This is a genomic window from Streptomyces sp. NPDC030799 (genome assembly GCF_055572255.1).
Genome location: NZ_JBVIDS010000018.1, coordinates 195,500 through 215,509, shown reverse-complemented (window position 1 = coordinate 215,509; position 20,010 = coordinate 195,500). Strand labels below are relative to the sequence as shown.

Here is a 20,010-nt window from a genome sequence, read left to right as displayed (position 1 = left end):
CCCCCCCCCCCCCCCCCCCCCCCCCCCCCCCCCCCCCCCCCCCCCCCCCCCCCCCCCCCCCCCCCCCCCCCCCCCCCCCCCCCCCCCCCCCCCCCGCCCAGCTCTCCAGCCAGACGGGCAGCGAGCAGAAGCTGGAGGTCTTCGTCAACCTCGCGCGCCGGCTCCAGTCGCTCGTGCACCGGGAGATCTCGATCCTCGACGAGCTGGAGAACGAGATCGAGGACCCGGACCTGCTCAAGGGTCTGTTCCACGTGGACCACCTGGCCACCCGCATCCGGCGCCACGCCGAGAACCTCGCCGTGCTCGGCGGCGCCGTCTCCCGGCGCCAGTGGAGCAACCCGGTCAGCATGACCGAGGTCCTGCGCTCCGCCATCGCCGAGGTCGAGCAGTACTCCCGGGTGAAGCTGGTGCCGCCGATCGACGGCGAACTGCGCGGCCACGCCGTTGCCGACGTCATCCATCTGCTCGCCGAACTCATCGAGAACGCCTCGGTGTTCTCCGCCCCGCAGACCCAGGTGCTGCTCCGCGCGGGCCTGGTCACCTCCGGGCTCGCCGTGGAGGTCGAGGACCGCGGACTCGGTATGCCCGTCGGCGAACAGAACCGGATGAACGCCCTGCTCGCCGACCCCGACCAGGTGAACGTCGCCAGCCTGCTGGCAGACGGCCGCATCGGCCTCTACGTCGTCTCCCAGCTCGCCCGGCGGCACGGCATCCATGTGCGCCTGCAGAGCAACATCTACGGCGGTGTGCAGGCCGTACTCGTCGTCCCGCAGGCGCTGTTGGGTACGGCACCCGGTGTGCCCGGCGCGGCCGCCGGAACCGGCGTCTCCCAGCCGCACACTGCGGCCGGCGCCGGTGCGGCGCGCCCTGTGCGGCTCCAGGGGCAGACACAGGCGCCGGGCCAGGGGCACCAGCACGGGTACGCGCAGGAGCAGGGACATGTGCTCGGACAGGGGCACGGGTTCGGCCGGGCGCAGGGGCCTGTTCCCGCGTCGCCGCCGGGAGTGCGTCCCGCGGAGGCGAGCCCCGCGCAGGACGGGGACGGTACCGGGCTGGGGACCGGGGCTGCCCCACCGGCCTCCGACACCCTGCCGGCCTCCGGCGCACCGCTCGCCTCCACGGGCGGGGCCGGCTCCGGTACCGGACAGGCTCGGCGGCGGCACGCCCAGCACGAAAGCGGGTGGCGCGGCACGGAGAGCGGTACGGCGAGCGGTGACAGCGGGCGGAACGACGGTGCCCCGCTGCCGCTTCCCGTGCGGGGCGTCCGTCAGGATCGGCCCACCCCCGCCGCTGCCGTACCCGGCGTCAGTGCCGCCGACCGGGCGGCGGTCGAAGCCCACGCGGGCATCCTGCCCACGCCACGCACCGGCACCGTGCGCGGGACCATGGGCAAGCCCCCGCTGCCCCGCCGCCGTGCCCAGGAGCACATCGTCCCCCAGTTGCGCGGCGGCCCCGCGCCGCGCCAGGACATGGACACCGTGCCGGGCCACGACCCGGGGCTGATGGCCGCCTTCCAGCGTGGGGTCGGACTCGCCGAGGCACAGCAGCACATGGAGCACATGGAGAGCCAGGAGCGCACCGCCCTGGACTCCGGCCACCTGAACTCCAGCAGCCACCCGGACCCGGCACACATGGGCTCCCCCCACACGGGCTCAGCCCACATGCCGTCCGCGCACATGGAGTCCAGCCACGTGGAGTCCGGCCACGTGGATTCCAGCCACATGGAGTCCGCTCACACGGACTCCGCCCACCTGATCAGTCATCAACTTCAGTCGGCACCGCTGGAATTCACCGACCCAGTGCCCCCCATATCCCAGCAACGCGCCCCCGCGCCCGCATCCGACGGTGCTCGCGGTGCCGGCCGGTCCGACGGGAGCGCCCCGGCCAGCTGACCACCCGCACCGTACCCGCCCCCACCCCCACCACCCCGACCCATCCGCACCCAGCGCTCCCGCAGACCTTACGTAACCCAAGGAGTCGATCCACCATGGCGAGCGATGCGCCGACCGCCCACGCGTCCGACCTCGACTGGCTGCTGAGCGGCCTCGTGCAGCGCGTACCGCACACCACCAGCGCGGTGCTGCTGTCCTGCGACGGGCTTGTGAAGTCCGTGCACGGTCTCGACATCGACAGCGCCGACCACATGGCGGCCCTGGCCTCCGGCCTGTACTCCCTCGGCCGCAGCGCGGGCGTCCGGTTCGGTGACGGCGGCGACGTCCGCCAGGTCGTCGTCGAACTCGACTCGACCCTGCTGTTCGTCACCACCGCCGGCTCCGGCACCTGTCTCGCCGTGCTCGCCGGCCGGGAGGCCGACGCCGCCGTGCTCGGCTACGAGATGGCGATGCTCGTCAAGAGCGTCCGGCCCTACCTGGTGACCGCGCCCCGGCAGCACGCCGCCGAACCCACGGCGACGAGGCCTTGAGGGTGGCCGCAGCCGGCGACGGGCCCTGGCTGGACGACGCGGCCGGACGGCTGGTGCGCCCGTTCACGGTCAGCAACGGACGTACCAAGCCCAGCATCGCCCTGGACCTGATGTCACAGGTGATGGTCACCGGCGTCACCCCGCTCGGCTACCTCGGCCCCGAGCACGCCCAGGCGCTCGACCTGTGCCGGTCACCGGTCTCGGTCGCCGAGGTCGCCGCACATCTCAAACTGCCCGCGGTGGTCACCAAGGTGCTGCTCTCGGACCTCGTCGACTGCGGGGCGCTGACCACCAAGCCCCCCGTCTTCCACCACACACCCACTGACCGGTCTCTGCTGGAGGCAGTGCTCGATGGACTACGACGACAGCTCTGACCCGTTCCCCACCGCGCTGAAGATCCTGGTGGCGGGCGGGTTCGGGGTCGGCAAGACGACCTTCGTGGGCGCGGTCAGCGAGATCGCGCCGCTCAGTACCGAGGAGCTGCTCACCACGGTCAGTGTCGGCACGGACAGTCTCGACGGCGTCGAGAACAAGATGGAGACCACCGTAGCCATGGACTTCGGCCGGATCACCCTCGATCCGGACCATGTCCTCTACCTGTTCGGCACACCGGGGCAGGAGCGGTTCTGGTTCATGTGGGACGAGCTGTCCGAGGGCGCGCTCGGCGCGGTGATCCTCGCCGACACCCGTCGGCTGCAGGACTGCTTCGCGGCCGTGGACTTCTTCGAGGAGCGCGGGCTCGCCTTCATCGTCGCCATCAACGAGTTCGACGGCGGCTACCGCTACGACCCCGCGGAGGTGCGTGCCGCCATCGACCTCGACCCCGAGGTCCCCGTCGTCCGCTGCGACGCCCGGATCTCCAGCTCGGGCGTGCAGACCCTGCTCACCCTCGTACGCCACCTGCTCGCCCACGCCCCGGCGCCCGCGCCGAGCCATGGCGCCCACATGTGATCCCGCCCTCTAGCCCACGGAGCCGCCCCATGAGGTACGCCCACAGCGCCGGAGCCCGGCCATGACCTACGAGCCGCCCCGGCCGGTCCGGGGTCTGCTGCTCACCCCCGAGGACAAGGAGGCCCCCGCGCGCGTCCACCGGTTGCGCCTGCTCGGCCTGGCCGACCGTCCCGACCCGGCGCTGGACGCCTTCGCGGACCATCTCGCCCGGCTCACCGGCGCGCCCTACGCCATGGTCAACTTCATCGGCGAGGACCTCCAGTTCTTCGCGGGCCTGTGCGTCCCCCTCCTCGCCCCGTTCGTCCGGGAGGACGGCAGCAGGCCGCAGCTGGGCCGGGTCCTGCCGCGCGACCACGGGTTCTGCCCCCATGTGGTGGTCCGCCGCAAGGCACTGGTGCTCGAGGACGTCCGCGACTATCCGCGGTTCGCCGGAAACCCGGTCGTGGACGAGTACGGCATCCGCTCCTATCTCGGCGCCCCGCTCATCGACAGCTCCGGCATGGCGCTCGGCACCCTGTGCGCGGCCGACACGGCCCCCCGGACCTGGGGGAGGGAAGGCCTGGAGGCCATCAAGGCGCTGGCCGCCGACCTCGTCGTACGCCTCGAACGAAGCGCCGAGGACGGCCTGCCGCTGTGAGAGCACCGGCATTGCCTAGGCTCCCGGTACCCGGGGCGTGAAGGAAAGCTGAGGCGGCGGTTAAGAAAAGCTCGATGGACCCGCGCCCCGCGCATACGGCAGATTGCAGGGTGATTCCACCCCTCTGACCCGGTGCGGGCTTCTTCGGCATGCCCGCGGGCCGGGACCTCACCCACAGGAGCGGCACGCGTGAAGGCGCTGGTCAAGGAGAAGGCGGAGCCGGGGCTCTGGCTGACGGACGTCCCTGAGCCCGAGATCGGTCCGGGCGACGTACTGATCAAGGTCGTGCGGACCGGTATCTGCGGCACCGACCTGCACATCCGGGCCTGGGACGGCTGGGCGCAGCAGGCGATCCGCACCCCGCTCGTGGTCGGGCACGAGTTCGTCGGGCAGGTCGTCGAGGTCGGGCGGGACGTGACCGACATCCGTATCGGCGACCGGGTCAGCGGCGAGGGCCATCTGGTGTGCGGCAAGTGCCGCAACTGCCTGGCCGGCCGCCGCCACCTGTGCCGGGCCACCGTGGGCCTCGGTGTGGGCCGCGACGGTGCCTTCGCCGAGTACGTCGCCCTGCCCGCCTCCAACGTGTGGGTGCACCGCGTGCCCGTCGACCTCGACGTCGCCGCGATCTTCGACCCGTTCGGCAACGCCGTGCACACCGCGCTGTCGTTCCCGCTGGTCGGCGAGGACGTCCTGATCACCGGCGCCGGACCGATCGGCCTGATGGCCGCCGCCGTCGCCCGGCACGCCGGCGCCCGCAACGTCGTCGTCACCGACGTCAGCGAGGAGCGCTTGGAGCTGGCCCGCAAGATAGGGGCGAGCCTGGCGCTGAACGTCGCCGAGTCCACCATCGCCGACGGCCAGCGGGAGCTGGGCCTGCGCGAGGGCTTCGACATCGGCCTGGAGATGTCCGGCCGCCCCGAGGCCATGCGGGACATGATCGACAACATGACGCACGGCGGGCGCATCGCCATGCTCGGCCTGCCCGCCGAGGAGTTCCCGGTCGACTGGTCCCGGATCGTCACCTCGATGATCACCATCAAGGGCATCTACGGCCGCGAGATGTTCGAGACCTGGTACGCGATGTCGGTGCTCCTGGAGGGCGGCCTGGACCTCGCCCCCGTGATCACGGGACGGTACGGCTACCGCGACTTCGAGGCCGCGTTCGCGGACGCCGCGAGCGGCAAGGGCGGCAAGGTCATCCTCGACTGGACCGCGTAACTCCCCTCACCCGCAAGCACCTTCAGGAGAGCACCCCCATGTTCGACACCGTCCGCGACGACCTCCGTACCACCCTCGAAGAGATCCGGGCCGCCGGACTGCACAAGCCCGAGCGGGTCATCGGCACCCCGCAGTCCGCGACCGTCGACGTCACCGCCGGCGGCCGGCCCGGCGAGGTCCTCAACTTCTGCGCCAACAACTACCTCGGCCTCGCCGACCACCCCGAGGTCATCGCCGCCGCCCACGCCGCGCTCGACCGCTGGGGCTACGGCATGGCCTCCGTCCGCTTCATCTGCGGCACCCAGGAGGTGCACAAGGAGCTGGAGGCCCGGCTGTCGGCGTTCCTCGGCCAGGAGGACACGATCCTGTACTCCTCCTGCTTCGACGCCAACGGCGGTGTCTTCGAGACGCTGCTCGGCGAGGAGGACGCGGTGATCTCCGACGCCCTCAACCACGCCTCGATCATCGACGGCATCCGCCTGTCCAAGGCCCGCCGCTTCCGCTACGCCAACCGCGACCTCGCCGACCTGGAGGCCAAGCTCAAGGAGGCGTCCGACGCCCGGCGCCGCCTGATCGTCACCGACGGCGTCTTCTCCATGGACGGCTATGTCGCGCCCCTGCGCGAGATCTGCGACCTCGCCGACCGCTACGACGCGATGGTCATGGTCGACGACTCTCACGCCGTCGGCTTCGTCGGCCCGACCGGCCGCGGCACCCCCGAGCTGCACGGCGTCATGGACCGCGTCGACATCGTCACCGGCACCCTCGGCAAGGCCCTCGGCGGCGCGTCCGGCGGCTATGTGGCCGCCCGCGCCGAGATCGTCGCCCTGCTGCGCCAGCGCTCCCGGCCGTACCTGTTCTCCAACACCCTCGCGCCGGTGATCGCCGCGGCCTCCCTGAAGGTCCTCGACCTGCTGGAGTCCGCCGACGACCTGCGGGTCCGGCTGAACGAGAACACCGCGCTGTTCCGCCGCCGGATGACCGAGGAGGGCTTCGACATCCTCCCCGGCGACCACGCCATCGCGCCCGTGATGATCGGCGACGCGGCGAAGGCGGCCCGCATGGCCGAGCTGCTGCTGGAGCGGGGCGTGTACGTGATCGGCTTCTCCTACCCGGTCGTCCCGCAGGGCCAGGCCCGCATCCGCGTCCAGCTGTCCGCCGCGCACTCCATGGACGACGTCAACCGCGCGGTCGACGCGTTCGTCGCGGCGCGCGCCGAACTGGAGGCCTGACCAGGGCGTACGCCCTGGGATAATGGAGGGCATGATCGAAGCACGGCGGCTCCACATCCTCCGTGCGGTGGCCGACCACCGCACGGTCACCGCGGCGGCCGCCGCGCTCTATCTCACCCCTTCGGCGGTCTCCCAGCAGCTGACCGCACTGGAGCAGGAGACCGGACACCGGCTGGTCGAGCGCGGTGCCAAGGGCGTACGGCTCACCCCGGCCGGCGAGATCCTGCTCAGCCACACCAACGCCGTCCTCGCCCAGCTGGAGCGGGCCGAGGCGGAGCTGGCGGCCTACGGCTCGGGCGAGGCGGGCACGGTCACCGTCGCCGCCTTCGCCACCGGCATCGCCCAGGTCGTGGCCCCGGCCGTGGCCCGGCTGGCGCACACCGCGCCCGGCATCCGCATCCGCGTGCAGGACGCCGAGGGTGACGCGAGCCTGCCCATGGTGCTGGACCGGCAGGTCGATGTGGCGGTCGCCGTGGAGTATCGCGGCGCCCCGCCCGCCGACGACCCCCGGCTCGCCCACCTGCCGCTGTACGCCGAGCCGTTCGACGCGGTCGTGCCCCTCGGACACCGCCTCGCGGACGCCGCCGAGATCCCCCTGGCCGAGCTGGCCAAGGACGCCTGGATCGGCCCGTACCCCGGCAACCCCTGCCACGACGTGGTCGTCCTCGCCTGCGAGCACGCCGGCTTTCAGCCCCGTCTGGAGCACTCCTCGGACGACTTCCGCGCCGTCGTGGCCCTCGCCTCGGCCGACGTGGGTGTGGCCCTCGTACCGCGTTCCGCCCTGAACGGCATGGACCTCACCGGCGTGGTCGTACGCCCCGTCGACGGCGTGGCGCCCACCCGCCGTGTCTTCGCCGCCGTACGGCGCGGTGCCGAGGGGCACCCCCTGATCCGGCCCGTGCTGGAGGCGCTGGGCCGGGCGGCGCAGGAGGCGTGAGGTTTCGGTAACGCAGCTGTCTCATATCAGGGATATCGTCCCGAATATGAGAGACGCGCAGGAACCCCTCGACACAGGACTCGACACCCGGCTCGGCGCCCGGCTGGCCGCACTGCGCACCCAGCACGGCTGGTCCCTGGGAGAGCTGGCCGAGCGCAGCGGAGTGAGCCGGTCGACCCTGTCGCGCGCCGAGCGCGCCGAGATCAGCCCCACCGCCGCCGTGCTGAACCGGCTCTGCCATGTCTACGGCCGCACCATGTCCCAGCTGCTCAGCGAGGTCGAGGCGGCCCCCGAGCCGCTGGTCCGGGCCGCCGACCAGCAGATCTGGCAGGACCCGGGCTCCGGTTTCGTCCGGCGGGCCGTGTCCCCGCCGCACACCGGACTCCGCGGCGAACTGGTCGAGGGCCGGCTGGCACCGGGCGCCGACATCGCCTACGACCGCCCGCCCGTGACCGGGCTGGAACAGCATCTGTGGGTCCTCGACGGCGCGCTGGAGGTGACCGTCGGGGAACAGGTCCACCACCTCGGCACCGGCGACTGCCTGCGGATGCGCGTCTTCGGCCCGACCCGGTTCCGGTGCGGCGGAGCGGTCGGGGCGCGGTACGTGCTGGCGGTGGTGCGGCCGTGAGGGTGGAGCGCTGGACCGGCACACACGTGCGCGCGCATGCCGAGGAGTTGGCGGAGCTGCTGGCCGACACCGTGGCCGGGGGTGCCTCGGTCGGCTTCCTCGCCCCGCTCGCGCACGCGGACGCCGCCGCCTGGTGGCGGGAGCGGGCGGAGGCGACGGCGGCGGGCCGGCTCGCCCTGTGGGCGGCCCTCGACGACACCGGCCGGCCGGTCGGTACCGTGAGTCTGGTCCACCCCGACAAGCCGAACAGCCGCCACCGCGCGGAACTGGTGAAGCTGATGGTGCACCGCTCCGTGCGCGGCCAAGGGCTCGGCCGCCGCCTCCTCGGCACCGCCGAGACCGCCGCCGCTGCCGCCGGCATCACCCTGCTCCACCTGGACACCGAGACCGGCAGCCCCGCCGAGCACCTCTACCGCTCGGCCGGCTGGACCCGGGCCGGCACCATCCCCGACTACGCGGCGAGCCCGGCGGGCGACTTGCGGCCCACGACGCTCTACTACAAGCGGCTCGGCGGGTGACTGTCAGTGGCAGGAGCTACGGTGCCTTGCATGCCGGACGCACAAGACGTACGCCGTATCGCTCTGTCCCTGCCGGACACCACGGAGAAGATCGCCTGGAGCATGCCCACGTTCCGGGTCGCCGGGAAGATGTTCGCGACCCTGCCCGAGGACGAGACGTCCATCGCCGTGCGCTGCCCCAAGGTCGAGCGCGACGAGTTGGTGCTGGCAGAGCCGGAGAAGTTCTGGATCGCCGACCACGAGGCCCAGTTCGCCTGGGTCAGAGCGAGACTCGCCGCACTGGAGGACGAGGACGAGCTGCGCGACATCCTCACCGACTCCTGGCGGCAGGCCGCCACGCCCCGACTCCTCGACGCCCACCCTGAGTTGGGGCTGCCGCCCGGAGAGTGAACGTCCCCGCACCGGCCGCAGTCGCCGGGTGCCGCCGTGTGCGGGTACGACCGCCGCGGCTAGGCGGCCCGCACGAACTGCCTGATCCGCTCCCGAAGGCTCGCCGGGTCCAGGCCGTGGGCGGCGACGTGTTCCTCGATGGTGCCGTAGCGGCGCAGCTCGCGGCGGCCGACGCCGAGGCCGAGCACCCGGTGCGGCACGTCGGCGAGCGCCTCGCTCACCGCGGCCGTCGACGTCCCCGCGAGATACGGCTCGACCAGCACGACGTCGGTACCCGCAAGCTCCGTCGCGCGGCGCAGCCCCGCCGCGTCGAAGGGCCGTACCGTCGTCGCGTACAGGACGGTCATGTCCAGACCCTCCGTGGCGGCGAGGACGGCGTCCAGCACCGGTCCGACGGCTGCGACGACACCCGAGCGGCCCTCGCGGACGGTCACGAAGTGCTTGCCGTCGGTCTCCCGGGCCTGCCGGTTGGCCTGCAGGGAGAGCCGTACGTACACCTTGTCGTCGCCCGCGGCGACCGCGTGGCGCAGCAGCGTCTCGGCCTCGTCGGGATGCCCGGGCACATGCACGGTCCAGCCGTCCAGCGTGTCGAGCAGTGCCACATCACCGGGAGCCATGTGCGTGAAGCCGCCGGCCGGCCAGTCGAAGGAGGCGGCGGCGCTGACCAGCACCGCCCCGGTGTCCTGGTGTCCCAGATCCAGCTTGACCTGCTCGAACGGCCGCTCCACGAGGAAGCTGGCGAAGGTGTGCACGACCGGCCGCAGCCCGGTGAGCGCCAGCCCCGCCGCCGCCCCGACCAGGAGCTGCTCGCGGATGCCGACGTTGATCACCCGGTCGGGGTGCCGGGCCATGGCCTCGCGGAAGCTGTCCTTGCCGATCTCGGCGAGGACCACCGCGACCCGGGGATCCTCGTCCAGCAGCCGGGAGACGACGGGGGCCAAACGGTCACGCATGGTGTCCATGAAGGGGTGCCCTTTCGGGAGAGCAGGTGAGGGTCAGGGGGCTACGGTGCAGAGTCAGGCGTTCTTCGGTTCCACCCGGGCCACGACCACGTGCGGCCGCCCGGGGTGCGGTGCGGTGAACGCGGTGTACAGGGCCTCGTGATCGCGGCCGTCGACGGTCACCGCGGACCAGCCGGCGGCCTCGAAACGGGCGGCGATGCCGCCGGGGCGGGCGTGGCTGGCGGAGGAGTTGTCGACCACCACGGAGTGCAGCCGCTCCAGGCCGGCGGGCCCGGCGAAGGCGATCGCCTCGTGATTGCTGCCCTCGTCGAGCTCGGCGTCCCCGATCAGCACCCACACCGCGGGGTCGTGCAGCCCCTGAGCCCGCAGACCCAGCGCGCTGCCCACGGCGATCGGCAGCCCGTGCCCGAGCGACCCGCTGCCGATCTCGGCTCCCGGCACCAGCACCCGGTCCGGATGGTGTCCGAGCGGGGAGTCGTAGGACCCGAATCCGGGCAGCCACTCGACGGGCACGAAGCCCCGCGCGGCCAGCACCGCGTAGTACGCCATGGGCCCGTGCCCCTTGCTCAGCAGGAACCGGTCCCGGCCCGGATCCTCCCGCCGCTCCGGCGTGACCCGGAGCACCCGGTCGTAGAGCACCCACAGCACATCGAGCGTGGAGGTGGCCGCCGGGCCGTGCTTCTCGTCGCCCGTCATGAGACTCATCAGGCCGGGCAGGTCGTCATAGCCGTAGGTGCGGCTGTGGTTCGCTGTGATCGTCATGCCGTGATCGTGCAACCTCAACCTAGCTTGAGGTCAATCGACAGCCGTCAACCGGAAAAGCCGTGCGCGACCACCGAGCCGAGTGCGGTATTGTTTCTCTGCGCGTTTCGACCGGGGAAACCCCAGGTCAAACGGCACCGGGACGTGGCGCAGCTTGGTAGCGCACTTGACTGGGGGTCAAGGGGTCGCAGGTTCAAATCCTGTCGTCCCGACTTTGCGAAGTCGCAGGTCAAGGGCTGCTTCAGAGGTATCTGGAGCGGCCCTTTGATCGTTTCCGCTGCCCCCGCCCCCGCCCCCGCACCGCGCGCTCCGGCCGCCCGGTGTGGTTCAGGCCGGCGGACGGTAGGCGGTCAGTGTCACGGTCAGCGTCACCTCGCAGGGCTCGGGCAGCCGTGCGATGCGTTCCTCCAGCTGCCCGTCGAGCTGGTGCCAGGCGTTCGGGCCCATCCTCACCAGCTGGGGCAGGGTCTGGTGGTCAAGGGTCATGGTGCCGTGGGTCGCTGTCCGGGCCGTCTCGGTGAAGTGCGCCGCGAACCGGTCCGCCAGCCGCTCGTCCTTCTGCTCGTCCACCCGCAGCAGCCCGAGGGCGTGCACCAGTTCCCGCAGATGACCGGGCTGCGGCGTCACGACCAGAAGGACGCCGTCGGGTCGTAGGATCCGGCGCAGTTCGGCCGGGTTGCGCGGCGCGAAGACGTTGAGGACCACCGACGCGGCCCCGTCGCCTAAGGGCAGCCGGTCCCAGGCGTCGGCCACGACCGCGCTGATGCGGGGATGCGCCCGGGCGGCCCGGCGGGCGGCGAACTTCGAGATGTCGAGCAATATGCCCTCGGCGTCCGGCAGTTCCGACATCACCCGCGCGTGGTAGTAGCCCGTGCCGCCGCCGATGTCGACCACACAGCCGGCGTCCCCGGACGCCGGAGCCGTCTCGCGGGCCAGCGCAGCCAGCGACTCGGCGATCGGCGCGTAATGACCGGCGGCCAGGAAGTCCGAGCGGGCCGCGACCATCTCCGCGGTGTCCGCGCTGAACTTGGCGGCCCCGCGCAGCAGGTTCACGTAACCCTGCTTCGCCATGTCGAAGCTGTGTCCCTCGGCGCACCGCAGTGTGTTCCCGGCCATCGTCACCGTGCCGGAACAGTGCGGACAACGAAGGTAGCGCGCCGCCTCTTTCCGCATACTTCCCCCGTGTCGCTGCCGTTCCGGCCGAGGTCAAGCCTAAGCAATGCGCGAGGCGCCTCGTGTGCCGGGGCCGCCTGTGCGGATCCGTCAGCACCGCGTCCGGGCAAGGGAGTTCGGGAGCTGAGCGAGCGTCAGCCAGGCGCCCCTTGACCGTCGGTCCGGACGGTCAAGGGGGCGCAGGACGGCGGCCCGACCGGCCTGATGGACAGGCGGGTCGGGTGGCCGCCGGCCTCAGTACGTCAGACCCACGTGCGCGAGCGCCTGCTTGAGCAGGACCCCGTGTCCGCCCGGCATCTCGCTCTGCACGGCCGGGGAGGCGGCCTCCTGCGGGCTGAACCAGACGAGGTCCAGCGCGTCCTGCCGGGGGCGGCAGTCGCCGGAGACCGGGACGATGTAGGCGAGGGACACCGCGTGCTGACGCGGATCGTGGTACGGCGTGATGCCCGCCGTCGGGAAATACTCCGCGACGGTGAAGGGCTGCAGTGACGCCGGGACGCGGGGGAGTGCGACCGGGCCGAGGTCCTTCTCCAGATGGCGCAGCAGGGCGTCGCGGACCCGCTCGTGGTGCAGGACGCGGCCGGAGACCAGGGTCCGGCTGACCGTCCCGTCGGGGCCGATCCGCAGCAGCAGTCCGATGCTGGTGACTTCGCCGCTGTCGTCCACGCGCACGGGTACGGCCTCGACGTACAGGATCGGCATCCGGGCCCTGGCCAATTCCAGCTCGTCCGTAGTCAGCCAGCCGGGCGTCGTCTCAGTCATGTCAGACATTGCTTGATCATACTTTCCGGGTGGGGCGTTTGCCGGGGTCATGGGCCGGGGCGTCGTCCCCGACGGGCCGTCCGTAGACGCGCCGGGCGTTGTCGCGGCCGGTCCAGGCCGCGATCCGCAGGGCGTCGGGCAGGCTCAATTCGTCCGCGTCGACGCGCGCTTGGAGCAGATCGGCGAGCCCTTGGCGGAAGCAGAGAGCGCCGAGGTGATGGAATTCGGCCACTCCGTAGGCGTCGGAGCTGTACAGCAGTTTGCGGAACGGGGTGATCTCCAGCGCCTCCTCCAGCACGGCCCGGCAGCGGGCCGGGCCCGTGTGGTGCAGAGCGAGACCCACGTCCAGGTACACCTGCTCGAACACCGCGGCCAGGTAGGCGGCCTGGCGGTGGTACGGCCAGCAGTGCAGCAGCAGCACCGGGACCGTGCCGGAGACCAGGCGCAGCCAGTCGGTCAGCAGGGCCGGGTCGGCGTGGTGCAGCCGCAGGTCGGCGTCCCCGAAGCCGGTGTGCAGCTGCAGCGGCAGGCCGAGGTCCACGGCGGTCCACAGCAGGTGCCGTACCAGGACCGGGTCGGCGAGACGGCCGCCGCCCGCGAGCCAGTGCCGGGCGGCGCCGGTCACCTCGCTGTCCGTCGGCCGGGCCGGGTCCAGGGCGAACCCGGTGCGGTAGGCGGCCACCGACTTCACCGCCACCACACCCGGCCGGCGTACGGCCTCCTCGGCGGCCGTACGGAAGGCGGTCGCGAACGCGTCCGGCTCGACCCCCCGCGCGGCCACCGCCTCCGCCAGCCGTTCCAGGCGTACGACCTCGTGGGCGGCGGCGCCCGCGGCCTCGGCCAGCTCGGCGGGCGAGGTGAGCGGGTGCGGGGCGTAGCCGGTGTCCACGAGGAACGCCCCGGCCCGGGCGGCGCGCAGGAAACGGCGGTTGACCTCCCGCCAGCCCAGGGCCGAGCGGCGCGCCACGTAGTCGGCCGCCGGCGCGTGCCGGGGCAGGCCCAGCAGGGGCGCGCAGTGGCGGCGTACGGCCACACCGACGGGGGTGTCGAAGGGCGAGACACCGGGCCAGGCCTCGCCCTCGGTCAGCAGCGAGGCGAACTGCCCGGGCGCGAGGTCGGCCGTCACCGCGCCGTGGCAGTGGTGGTCCACCAGCTCCAGCTCGGCGAGCGCCTCGTGCACCGGCCCCGGCGTGGCCATGGTCAGTACACCCAGCGGTAGGCCGCCGCCACCCGCGCGTCGTCGAGCCCCTCGACGGCCGCCGCCTCGCCGAGCCGTACGGCGGTCACCGCGTCGGCGAGGACCGGGCCCAGCGCCGCCCGCAGCACCTGGTCGGCCCGGAACTCCCGGGCGGCCTGCGGCAGCGACTGCGGCAGCCGCCGTACGCCGCGGGCCGCCGCCTCGTCCGGGCCGTACCGGGCCGGATCGCCGGTGATCTCCTCCGGGAGGGTGAGGGACGAGTCGATCCCGTCCAGGCCGGCGGCGATGACGCAGCCGAGGGCGAGATAGGGGTTGGCGGCCAGATCGACCGGTTTCACCTCCAGGTTGGCGTCCTGCGCCCCGCGCCCCGCCGTGCCGGTGATCATCCGCAGCGCGGCCTCGCGGGTCTCCCGGCCCCAGGCGGTGAACACCCCGGCCCACTGCGACGGCCTGAGCCGCAGATAGCTGACCGGGCTCGGCGCGGTGACGGCCGTCAGCGCGGGCAGGCGGGCCAGGATTCCGGCGGCGAAGGACTCCGCCTCCGGTGTCATGCCGTACCGGCGCTCCCCGCCCGCGTGCAGGTTGACCCCGCCGCGCCAGCAGGACAGGTGCAGATGGCCGCCGTTGCCGACGCCCTCGGCGGACACCGCCGGCGAGAACGACACCCTGAGGCCGTGCCGCTGGGCGACCGCCCGGATCGTCTGCCGTACCAGCACGCTCCGGTCGGCCGCCGCCACCGGGTCCAGCGCGCCCACCGAGACCTCGAACTGCCCTGCCGCGTACTCGGGATGCAGCTGGTCGACGTCCACACCCTGCGCGGCCAGCGCGGCCAGCAGATCGGCGGCGCAGTCGCTCAGCTCCACCTGCCGGATCCCGCCGTACGCCGGACCCGACACCGCCGGCACGAACTCCCCGGCCGGCGCCGAACCGAGCCCGACCGTCCACTCCACCTCGACCGCCGCCTTGAAGGCGAGGCCGTGCCGTTCGGCGGCACCGGCGACGATCCGGCGCAGAAACGTCCGGGCACAGCCGGGGTGCCGCTCGCCATCCTGGGTGATCCGGTCCACCGGCGCCCACGCCCACCCGGGCTGACCGGCCAGCGCGACCAGCTGGTCCAGGTCCGGATAGAGCCGGAGGTCACCGTCGGGGGAGCCGAGGACGTCGGTGCCGACGATCGAGTCGCCGGCCAGGAAGGTGTCGAACACCGGGGACATGCCGACGCCCCAGGAGACCGCCGCCTCCAGCCGCGCCGCCGGGATCGTCTTCACCCGGCAGACACCCGCGGTGTCCACGTAGGCCAGCACGATCCCGCGCACGTCCTTCGCGGCGAGGCGCGCGGTGAGTCCGGCGACCCGGCGCAGATCCTCCGGCCGCCCGCCGGGCACGGGGTCGGCAAGGGTGGTCATCCGTCCTCCTCGGCCATCTCTCGTCCTCGGCGCCGGCCCGCCGGTGCCGGCGTCAGCGTTTCACGGCCACGGCGCCGTACTGCGGCACCGCGGCGGCCTCCGCCCCGGCGCGCCACTGCGAACAGGGCACCAGACCCGGCTCGACGAGCTCCAGGCCCTGGAGGAAGCCGGCGATCTCCGCGCGGCTGCGGGCGGTGATCGGCGGGGTGGCGTTGGCGTTCCAGAACTCCATCGCGGCCACGTTGCCCTCGCCTCCCACGTCACCGTCGTAGGTCGGGTGGGTGAGGACGAGGTGGCTGCCCGGGGGCAGTGCCGTCATGAGCCGCCGCACGATGTCCCGGGCCTCGTCGGTGTCCAGGACGAAGTTCAGGATGCCGAGCATCATCAACGCGACCGGACGGGACAGGTCCAGGGTGTCGGCGGCGCGCTGCAGGATGCCGTCCGGGTCGCGGACGTCGGCGTCGACGTAGTCCGTGGCGCCCTCGGGCGAGCTGGTGAGCAGCGAGCGGGCGTGCACGAGCACGATCGGGTCGTTGTCGACGTACACGATCCGGGACTCGGGAGCGATCCGCTGCGCGATCTCGTGGGTGTTGTCGACGGTCGGCAGGCCGGTGCCGACGTCCAGGAACTGCCGTGTCCCCCGCTCGGCCGCGAGGAACCGCACCACCCTGGCCAGGAACTCCCGGTCCGCCCGGGCCACCTCCCGGATCACCGGGAACATCCCGGCGACGTGCTCACCGACCCGCTGGTCGATCTCGTAGTTGTCCTTGCCGCCGAGCCAGTAGTTCCACACCCGGGCGTTGTGTGCCACGGAGGTGTTCAGCTGCCCCGGCCCGGACGTCGGGGAGTGGCTCTCGGTCACGTGGGCGCCCTTCTCCGGTTCTCGGTGTTCCGCCGTCATTGTGCCGCCCGTTGATCGCGCTGTCCCGGGAAACGCGCACCCTGGGCGGTTCCAGACGGTTCCAGGCGTTTCCGGGCGGCCGACGGGCCGTCTCGGCGCATGAGGAACACTGGACCGGTACGCCGTCCCCGACCGGAAGCAGGACATGACCGCCACGCCCGCGCCCCTCCTGAACGTCCCCGGCCTGCCCGCAGGCCCCGCCGACATCCGGCTGATCGTCACCGACATGGACGGCACCCTGCTGGACGACGCCCGGCGGATCCCTGACGGGCTGTGGCCGATGCTCGCCGAACTGCGCCGGCGCGGAGTGCTGTTCAGCCCGGCGAGCGGCCGCCAGTACGCCACGCTGGCGAGGCAGTTCGCGGATGTCGCCGAAGGCATGGTGTTCATCGCCGAGAACGGCACGTACGTGGTCCGCGACGGCGTGGAGCTGAGCTCCGACACGATGGACAGATCTGTCGCCGCCGGGGTGGCCCGTACGGTACGGCGGCTGGTCGCGGACGGTGTGGACGTCGGCGCCGTGGTGTGCGGCAAGCGGGCGGCGTACGTCGAGCGGACCGACGAGGCGTTCCTGGCCGAGGTCCGCCAGTACTACGTCGCGCACCAGGTCGTCGAGGACGTCACCGCCGTGGACGACGAGGTGATCAAGGTCGCGCTGATCGACTTCGGGCGTGCCGAGCAGACCACCGCCCCGGCCCTCGCCGGCTTCGCCGCCACCCACCAGGTCGTGGTCTCCAGCGAGCACTGGGTGGACGTCATGAACCGCACCGCCAACAAGGGCACCGCGCTGCGCGGCCTGCAGCGGGCCCTCGGCATCACGCCCGCGCAGACGATGGTCTTCGGCGACTACCTCAACGACCTGGAGATGCTCGACGCCGCCGAGTGGTCGTTCGCCATGGCCAACGCCCATCCGGAGGTGGTCCGCAGGGCCCGCCACCTCGCGCCGTCCAACAACGACGACGGGGTGCTGCGGACCGTTTCCCGCGTGCTCGGCCTGTAGCGGCCCGGGCTGTTGGTCGGCAGCAGCGCCTGGGCGTGCGGCCCACGGCTTGTCAGCGCTGGGGCTTGCGGCCCACGGCGCCGTACAGGGAGACCGGTCCCGCGCCGTCCGGGGCCTCGGCCCTGCGCCACTCGTCGACCGGTACGGCGCCCGGCTCCAGCAGGTCGAGCCCCGCGCCACGAGAGTCACTCCGCCCGCCGCGCAGGCGGCGATGCCCTTCTCGACGTTCTCCGTTCGAAGTCGGCCGTCATCGTCGACAGCACCAGCAGACTGCCCGGCGCCAGCGCGTCGACGAGTGTCGACACCACCTTGAACGCCCGGTTGGCGCGCGCCGCCCGGACGGCTCCCTCTGCTGCTCCTTCGCTCCCACCCGATGCGAGGCGCAGTCCGACACGATCATCCGGCGCGGCGCAGACAGTCTTCGGCCACCTCCTTGTCGAGTGCGGCACGCACCAACGCGGCGGCCAGCGTGGCCGGTTCGGTGTCCTTGGCCAGCCTCGTCAGCTTCTCGGGATCCTTCGGCAGCCCGAGACGCCGCGCTCCGTCGAGCGCCTTGCCGTCGATGTAGGGCGCGAGTTCGGGCCAGATGCGCTGGGCCTCGCGCAGGAAGATGTCGGCGCCGGCCGGACCGATCCCCGGCTCCTCCTGGAGCAGCCGCTTGAGTTCGCCGGTGTCGCCGTGCGCCTCCTCGTGCAGCCGGCGCAGATCTCCGGCCCAGCGGTCCAGCAACAGCTCGGCACCGTCGCCGAGCTGGGTGGCGGTGCGCTCGTCGTAGCGCCGGTAGCCGCCGCGGCCGAGCGCGTCGACGCGTTGCTGCCAGTCGGCGTCGGCCATGCGGCGCGGGCTGTCCAGGTGGTCCTCGTGCAGGGCCTTCGCGGCGGCCACCGCGACCGAGGCGCGGATCCGGGCGCTGAGCAGCAGGGCGAGCACCAGCAGCCGGTACAGCGGCTGCGGGGTGTCCTTCAGCTTGATGCCCGCCTCCTCGGCGTACGTCTGCCCGTACTCGGACACCAGCTCGCGCAGGACCCTTTCGTCGCGGTTCATGACCAGGCCCTCCCGGTCTACGGCTTGAGCGGGTCGTGGCCCAGGGTCATCAGGCGGTGCCGGCGGGCGTCGTCCGCCGCCGTCTCCCGCTCCGGCTCGTCCGCCATGTCCACGAGGTCCCCGACCGTGTCGACGACCTTGTGCATCACGCGGATGTCGTCGTCGGTGAGATCGGTGCGGCGTTTCTGGAGGATGGCGAGAACATGCTGCCCGGTCGGCGTGCCGGCCTCCTCGGGCAGCGGCTCGGCCTCCTCGTCGGCGTCGCGGACCCGGAGCCAGGCCGCGAGCTCGGCGGAGGTCATGTTCACCACGCGGTGGAAGTCCTCCCACAGCGCTTCGGTTTCGAGGGCGTCGGCCATGGGTTTCCCCTTCCGTGCGGGGGCGTCGTCTAGCTGGGGGCGTTCTCGCGCGGGTGGTTCTCGGCCTGGAACATCCAGCGCTGCTTCTCCAGGTCGGCCGTGACGGAGATCAGCAGGTCCTGGGTGACCGGGTCGGGCTTCTCCGTCGCCGCAATCCGCTCGCGCAGCCGGCCGACGGCCGTCTCCAGCGCGGACACCATCAGCTCCACCACCTCGGTGTCGCGCAGCCAGCCGTCCTTGGTGCCGGGCAGCGCGAAGGTCGCGGCGATCGTCTCGGGCCGGCCGTCCGGGGCCACGCCCAGCGCGGCGGCGCGTTCGGCGACGGTATCGGAGTGGGCGCGCGCCGTCGCGACCACCTCGTCGAGCTGGAGGTGGATCGACCGGAACCGCGGACCCACGATGTTCCAGTGCGCCTGCTTCCCGATCAGTGACAGCCCGAGCAGGTCCACCAGGGTCTCCTGCAGGGCGGTCCCGGTGACCCCGAGCGCCTCCTCGGGCAGCGTGCTCTTCACCACGGCCATGGTGCGTCCGTCCCCTTCCGTCGAGTCTGTCAGGAATCGTCTGTGCCCAGTCGTCTGTTTCCAGTCGTCTGTGTTCAGTCGCCCGGGTCCGAAGGGGCGGGTGCCCAGCGCCCTGAGAGGTAAAACAGGCCTGGTCAGTGGGGGAGTGCCGCGTCCAGGAAGCGGATCACCTCCGCGAAGGCCTCCTTCTTGCCGAGCTCGTGGAACACCTCGTGCCGCGCCCCGGCGAAGATCCGCTCCGTCAGCCGGCCGCCGGCGAGCCGCTCCACGCCGATCCGGCTGCCGGACAGCGGCACCAGCCGGTCGTCGTCCCCGTGCAGCCACAGCAGCGGCAGGTCGCCCACGTTCCCGCCCCGGCCGACGGCCTCCAGGGTCCGGGTGAACGCCTCCAGCGTCGGCCGCTTCATCGGCCCGTGCCACACCAGCGGATCGGCGGCGTAGGCGGCGCCGACGGCCGGGTCCCGGGACAGCGCGGCCGGGCTGACCGGGGTGTCCGGGATCTCCGGCAGGGCCAGCAGCCGCCCCGGCAGCTCCCAGATGCCGATCACCGGCCCCGAAAGGACCAGTGCGCTCAGTTCGGCCCGGTACCGCTGGGAGTAGCGGGCGGCGATCAGTCCGCCCATGGAGTGGCCGACCATCACGAGCGGCAGCCCGGGGTGCGCGGCCCGGGCGAGGTCCGCCACCGCGTGCACATCGGTGACCACGTCCTCGAAGTCCTCGATCAGCACCCGTTCCCCGGCCGACCTGCCGTGGCCGATGTGATCGGGCCCGTACACGGCCGCCCCGTGCCCGGTGAGGACGGCGGCCGGTTCGTCGTACCGGCCCGCGTGCTCGCCGTATCCGTGCACGATCAGCGCCAGGTACCGGGGTGCGGGGTGCGGCCACTCGCGTACGGCGACCGGGCCACGGGTGCCGTCGAGGGTGTGCTGGCGGACGTGGGGCATGTCTCCTCCGCTCTCCTCCGCCGACTCGGTGAAGGTCAGGTGGGA

At 72.7% G+C, this 20,010-nt stretch carries 23 protein-coding genes and 1 tRNA gene; 13 read left to right on the top strand and 11 right to left on the bottom strand.

Annotated elements, in window-relative coordinates; all coding sequences use genetic code 11:
• From ACZ41I_RS37135 to ACZ41I_RS37085, 11 genes are all read left to right on the top strand, one after another.
• A partial coding sequence (locus tag ACZ41I_RS37135) for an ATP-binding protein (RefSeq protein ID WP_468516224.1) occupies window positions 1-1,892 on the top strand: 1,892 nt, incomplete at its 5' end.
• Window positions 1,893-1,987: 95 nt separating this feature from the next.
• Complete coding sequence (locus ACZ41I_RS37130) at window positions 1,988-2,422, top strand: roadblock/LC7 domain-containing protein (RefSeq protein WP_363219845.1); 435 nt, start codon at window positions 1,988-1,990, stop codon at window positions 2,420-2,422.
• A gap of 2 nt (window positions 2,423-2,424) precedes the next feature.
• Complete coding sequence (locus ACZ41I_RS37125; RefSeq protein ID WP_363219846.1) at window positions 2,425-2,796, top strand: DUF742 domain-containing protein; 372 nt, start codon at window positions 2,425-2,427, stop codon at window positions 2,794-2,796.
• Entirely contained in the window at window positions 2,774-3,373 is a 600-nt protein-coding gene (locus ACZ41I_RS37120) for a GTP-binding protein (RefSeq protein ID WP_363219847.1), read from the top strand. Before ACZ41I_RS37125 ends, ACZ41I_RS37120 begins: the two co-directional genes overlap by 23 nt.
• Before the next feature lie 61 nt (window positions 3,374-3,434).
• Window positions 3,435-4,010, top strand: coding sequence for a GAF domain-containing protein (locus ACZ41I_RS37115; protein WP_399765639.1), 576 nt, complete (start codon window positions 3,435-3,437; stop codon window positions 4,008-4,010).
• A 189-nt stretch (window positions 4,011-4,199) separates the two neighbouring features.
• On the top strand, window positions 4,200-5,228 hold the full coding sequence (gene tdh / locus ACZ41I_RS37110) for an L-threonine 3-dehydrogenase (protein WP_468516223.1): 1,029 nt from the start codon (window positions 4,200-4,202) through the stop codon (window positions 5,226-5,228).
• Between the two features lie 38 nt (window positions 5,229-5,266).
• Window positions 5,267-6,460 carry a glycine C-acetyltransferase gene (locus ACZ41I_RS37105; RefSeq protein ID WP_399765634.1) on the top strand — a complete coding sequence of 398 codons (1,194 nt, stop codon included), beginning with the start codon at window positions 5,267-5,269 and terminating at the stop codon, window positions 6,458-6,460.
• A gap of 31 nt (window positions 6,461-6,491) precedes the next feature.
• Window positions 6,492-7,397: a LysR family transcriptional regulator gene (locus ACZ41I_RS37100; RefSeq protein ID WP_399765631.1), complete on the top strand. Its 906-nt coding sequence runs from the start codon at window positions 6,492-6,494 to the stop codon at window positions 7,395-7,397.
• 46 nt (window positions 7,398-7,443) lie between these two features.
• Window positions 7,444-8,025, top strand: a complete 582-nt coding sequence (locus ACZ41I_RS37095; protein WP_468516222.1) for a helix-turn-helix domain-containing protein — start codon at window positions 7,444-7,446, stop codon at window positions 8,023-8,025.
• A 2-nt stretch (window positions 8,026-8,027) separates the two neighbouring features.
• Window positions 8,028-8,543 (top strand): GNAT family N-acetyltransferase, encoded by a 516-nt coding sequence (locus ACZ41I_RS37090; protein ID WP_468516228.1) that lies wholly within the window; start codon window positions 8,028-8,030, stop codon window positions 8,541-8,543.
• Between the two features lie 30 nt (window positions 8,544-8,573).
• Window positions 8,574-8,933 carry an MmcQ/YjbR family DNA-binding protein gene (locus ACZ41I_RS37085; protein WP_399765625.1) on the top strand — a complete coding sequence of 120 codons (360 nt, stop codon included), beginning with the start codon at window positions 8,574-8,576 and terminating at the stop codon, window positions 8,931-8,933.
• A 59-nt stretch (window positions 8,934-8,992) separates the two neighbouring features.
• Here the strand turns inward: ACZ41I_RS37085 and ACZ41I_RS37080 are convergent, their stop codons facing one another.
• Entirely contained in the window at window positions 8,993-9,895 is a 903-nt protein-coding gene (locus ACZ41I_RS37080; RefSeq protein WP_468516221.1) for a transketolase family protein, read from the bottom strand.
• 54 nt (window positions 9,896-9,949) lie between these two features.
• On the bottom strand, window positions 9,950-10,657 hold the full coding sequence (locus ACZ41I_RS37075) for a transketolase (RefSeq protein WP_468516220.1): 708 nt from the start codon (window positions 10,655-10,657) through the stop codon (window positions 9,950-9,952).
• Window positions 10,658-10,795: 138 nt separating this feature from the next.
• Between ACZ41I_RS37075 and ACZ41I_RS37070 the strand changes: the two genes are divergently transcribed.
• A tRNA-Pro gene (locus tag ACZ41I_RS37070) sits at window positions 10,796-10,869 on the top strand.
• Between the two features lie 115 nt (window positions 10,870-10,984).
• Here the strand turns inward: ACZ41I_RS37070 and ACZ41I_RS37065 are convergent.
• The 5 genes from ACZ41I_RS37065 to ACZ41I_RS37045 form a co-directional block, all read right to left on the bottom strand.
• On the bottom strand, window positions 10,985-11,830 hold the full coding sequence (locus ACZ41I_RS37065) for a putative RNA methyltransferase (protein WP_468516219.1): 846 nt from the start codon (window positions 11,828-11,830) through the stop codon (window positions 10,985-10,987).
• Window positions 11,831-12,064: 234 nt separating this feature from the next.
• Window positions 12,065-12,601, bottom strand: a complete 537-nt coding sequence (locus ACZ41I_RS37060) for an NUDIX hydrolase family protein (RefSeq protein WP_363219199.1) — start codon at window positions 12,599-12,601, stop codon at window positions 12,065-12,067.
• Between the two features lie 7 nt (window positions 12,602-12,608).
• On the bottom strand, window positions 12,609-13,790 hold the full coding sequence (locus ACZ41I_RS37055) for an amidohydrolase family protein (protein WP_468516218.1): 1,182 nt from the start codon (window positions 13,788-13,790) through the stop codon (window positions 12,609-12,611).
• 2 nt (window positions 13,791-13,792) lie between these two features.
• Entirely contained in the window at window positions 13,793-15,196 is a 1,404-nt protein-coding gene (locus ACZ41I_RS37050) for a type I glutamate--ammonia ligase (RefSeq protein ID WP_468516217.1), read from the bottom strand.
• A 52-nt stretch (window positions 15,197-15,248) separates the two neighbouring features.
• The gene (locus ACZ41I_RS37045; protein ID WP_468516216.1) at window positions 15,249-16,058 is read right to left on the bottom strand and encodes an SAM-dependent methyltransferase; all 810 of its coding nucleotides are present in this window, start codon (window positions 16,056-16,058) and stop codon (window positions 15,249-15,251) included.
• Window positions 16,059-16,242: 184 nt separating this feature from the next.
• Between ACZ41I_RS37045 and ACZ41I_RS37040 the strand changes: the two genes are divergently transcribed.
• Window positions 16,243-17,097 (top strand): Cof-type HAD-IIB family hydrolase, encoded by an 855-nt coding sequence (locus ACZ41I_RS37040; protein ID WP_468318977.1) that lies wholly within the window; start codon window positions 16,243-16,245, stop codon window positions 17,095-17,097.
• Window positions 17,098-17,493: 396 nt separating this feature from the next.
• Here ACZ41I_RS37040 and ACZ41I_RS37035 read toward each other — a convergent pair whose 3' ends face one another.
• From ACZ41I_RS37035 to ACZ41I_RS37020, 4 genes are all read right to left on the bottom strand, one after another.
• Window positions 17,494-18,141, bottom strand: a complete 648-nt coding sequence (locus ACZ41I_RS37035; protein WP_363219204.1) for an endonuclease — start codon at window positions 18,139-18,141, stop codon at window positions 17,494-17,496.
• A gap of 17 nt (window positions 18,142-18,158) precedes the next feature.
• Entirely contained in the window at window positions 18,159-18,500 is a 342-nt protein-coding gene (locus ACZ41I_RS37030; RefSeq protein WP_363219205.1) for a DUF3140 domain-containing protein, read from the bottom strand.
• A 29-nt stretch (window positions 18,501-18,529) separates the two neighbouring features.
• Window positions 18,530-19,021: a Dps family protein gene (locus ACZ41I_RS37025; RefSeq protein ID WP_363219206.1), complete on the bottom strand. Its 492-nt coding sequence runs from the start codon at window positions 19,019-19,021 to the stop codon at window positions 18,530-18,532.
• 134 nt (window positions 19,022-19,155) lie between these two features.
• Entirely contained in the window at window positions 19,156-19,965 is an 810-nt protein-coding gene (locus tag ACZ41I_RS37020) for an alpha/beta hydrolase (protein WP_468516215.1), read from the bottom strand.
• Window positions 19,966-20,010 lie beyond the last annotated feature (45 nt).

Excerpts from the sequence above, each read along its gene's own strand:
- ACZ41I_RS37130 (WP_363219845.1), top strand. The coding sequence starts at position 1,988 with ATGGCGAGCGATGCGCCGACCGCCCACGCGTCCGACCTCGACTGGCTG.
- ACZ41I_RS37120 (WP_363219847.1), top strand. The coding sequence starts at position 2,774 with ATGGACTACGACGACAGCTCTGACCCGTTCCCCACCGCGCTGAAGATC.
- ACZ41I_RS37115 (WP_399765639.1), top strand. The coding sequence starts at position 3,435 with ATGACCTACGAGCCGCCCCGGCCGGTCCGGGGTCTGCTGCTCACCCCC.
- ACZ41I_RS37105 (WP_399765634.1), top strand. The coding sequence starts at position 5,267 with ATGTTCGACACCGTCCGCGACGACCTCCGTACCACCCTCGAAGAGATC.
- ACZ41I_RS37100 (WP_399765631.1), top strand. The coding sequence starts at position 6,492 with ATGATCGAAGCACGGCGGCTCCACATCCTCCGTGCGGTGGCCGACCAC.
- ACZ41I_RS37095 (WP_468516222.1), top strand. The coding sequence starts at position 7,444 with ATGAGAGACGCGCAGGAACCCCTCGACACAGGACTCGACACCCGGCTC.
- ACZ41I_RS37085 (WP_399765625.1), top strand. The coding sequence starts at position 8,574 with ATGCCGGACGCACAAGACGTACGCCGTATCGCTCTGTCCCTGCCGGAC.
- ACZ41I_RS37080 (WP_468516221.1), bottom strand. The coding sequence starts at position 9,895 with ATGGACACCATGCGTGACCGTTTGGCCCCCGTCGTCTCCCGGCTGCTG.
- ACZ41I_RS37075 (WP_468516220.1), bottom strand. The coding sequence starts at position 10,657 with ATGACGATCACAGCGAACCACAGCCGCACCTACGGCTATGACGACCTG.
- ACZ41I_RS37065 (WP_468516219.1), bottom strand. The coding sequence starts at position 11,830 with ATGCGGAAAGAGGCGGCGCGCTACCTTCGTTGTCCGCACTGTTCCGGC.
- ACZ41I_RS37060 (WP_363219199.1), bottom strand. The coding sequence starts at position 12,601 with ATGTCTGACATGACTGAGACGACGCCCGGCTGGCTGACTACGGACGAG.
- ACZ41I_RS37055 (WP_468516218.1), bottom strand. The coding sequence starts at position 13,790 with ATGGCCACGCCGGGGCCGGTGCACGAGGCGCTCGCCGAGCTGGAGCTG.
- ACZ41I_RS37050 (WP_468516217.1), bottom strand. The coding sequence starts at position 15,196 with ATGACCACCCTTGCCGACCCCGTGCCCGGCGGGCGGCCGGAGGATCTG.
- ACZ41I_RS37040 (WP_468318977.1), top strand. The coding sequence starts at position 16,243 with ATGACCGCCACGCCCGCGCCCCTCCTGAACGTCCCCGGCCTGCCCGCA.
- ACZ41I_RS37035 (WP_363219204.1), bottom strand. The coding sequence starts at position 18,141 with ATGAACCGCGACGAAAGGGTCCTGCGCGAGCTGGTGTCCGAGTACGGG.
- ACZ41I_RS37030 (WP_363219205.1), bottom strand. The coding sequence starts at position 18,500 with ATGGCCGACGCCCTCGAAACCGAAGCGCTGTGGGAGGACTTCCACCGC.
- ACZ41I_RS37025 (WP_363219206.1), bottom strand. The coding sequence starts at position 19,021 with ATGGCCGTGGTGAAGAGCACGCTGCCCGAGGAGGCGCTCGGGGTCACC.
- ACZ41I_RS37020 (WP_468516215.1), bottom strand. The coding sequence starts at position 19,965 with ATGCCCCACGTCCGCCAGCACACCCTCGACGGCACCCGTGGCCCGGTC.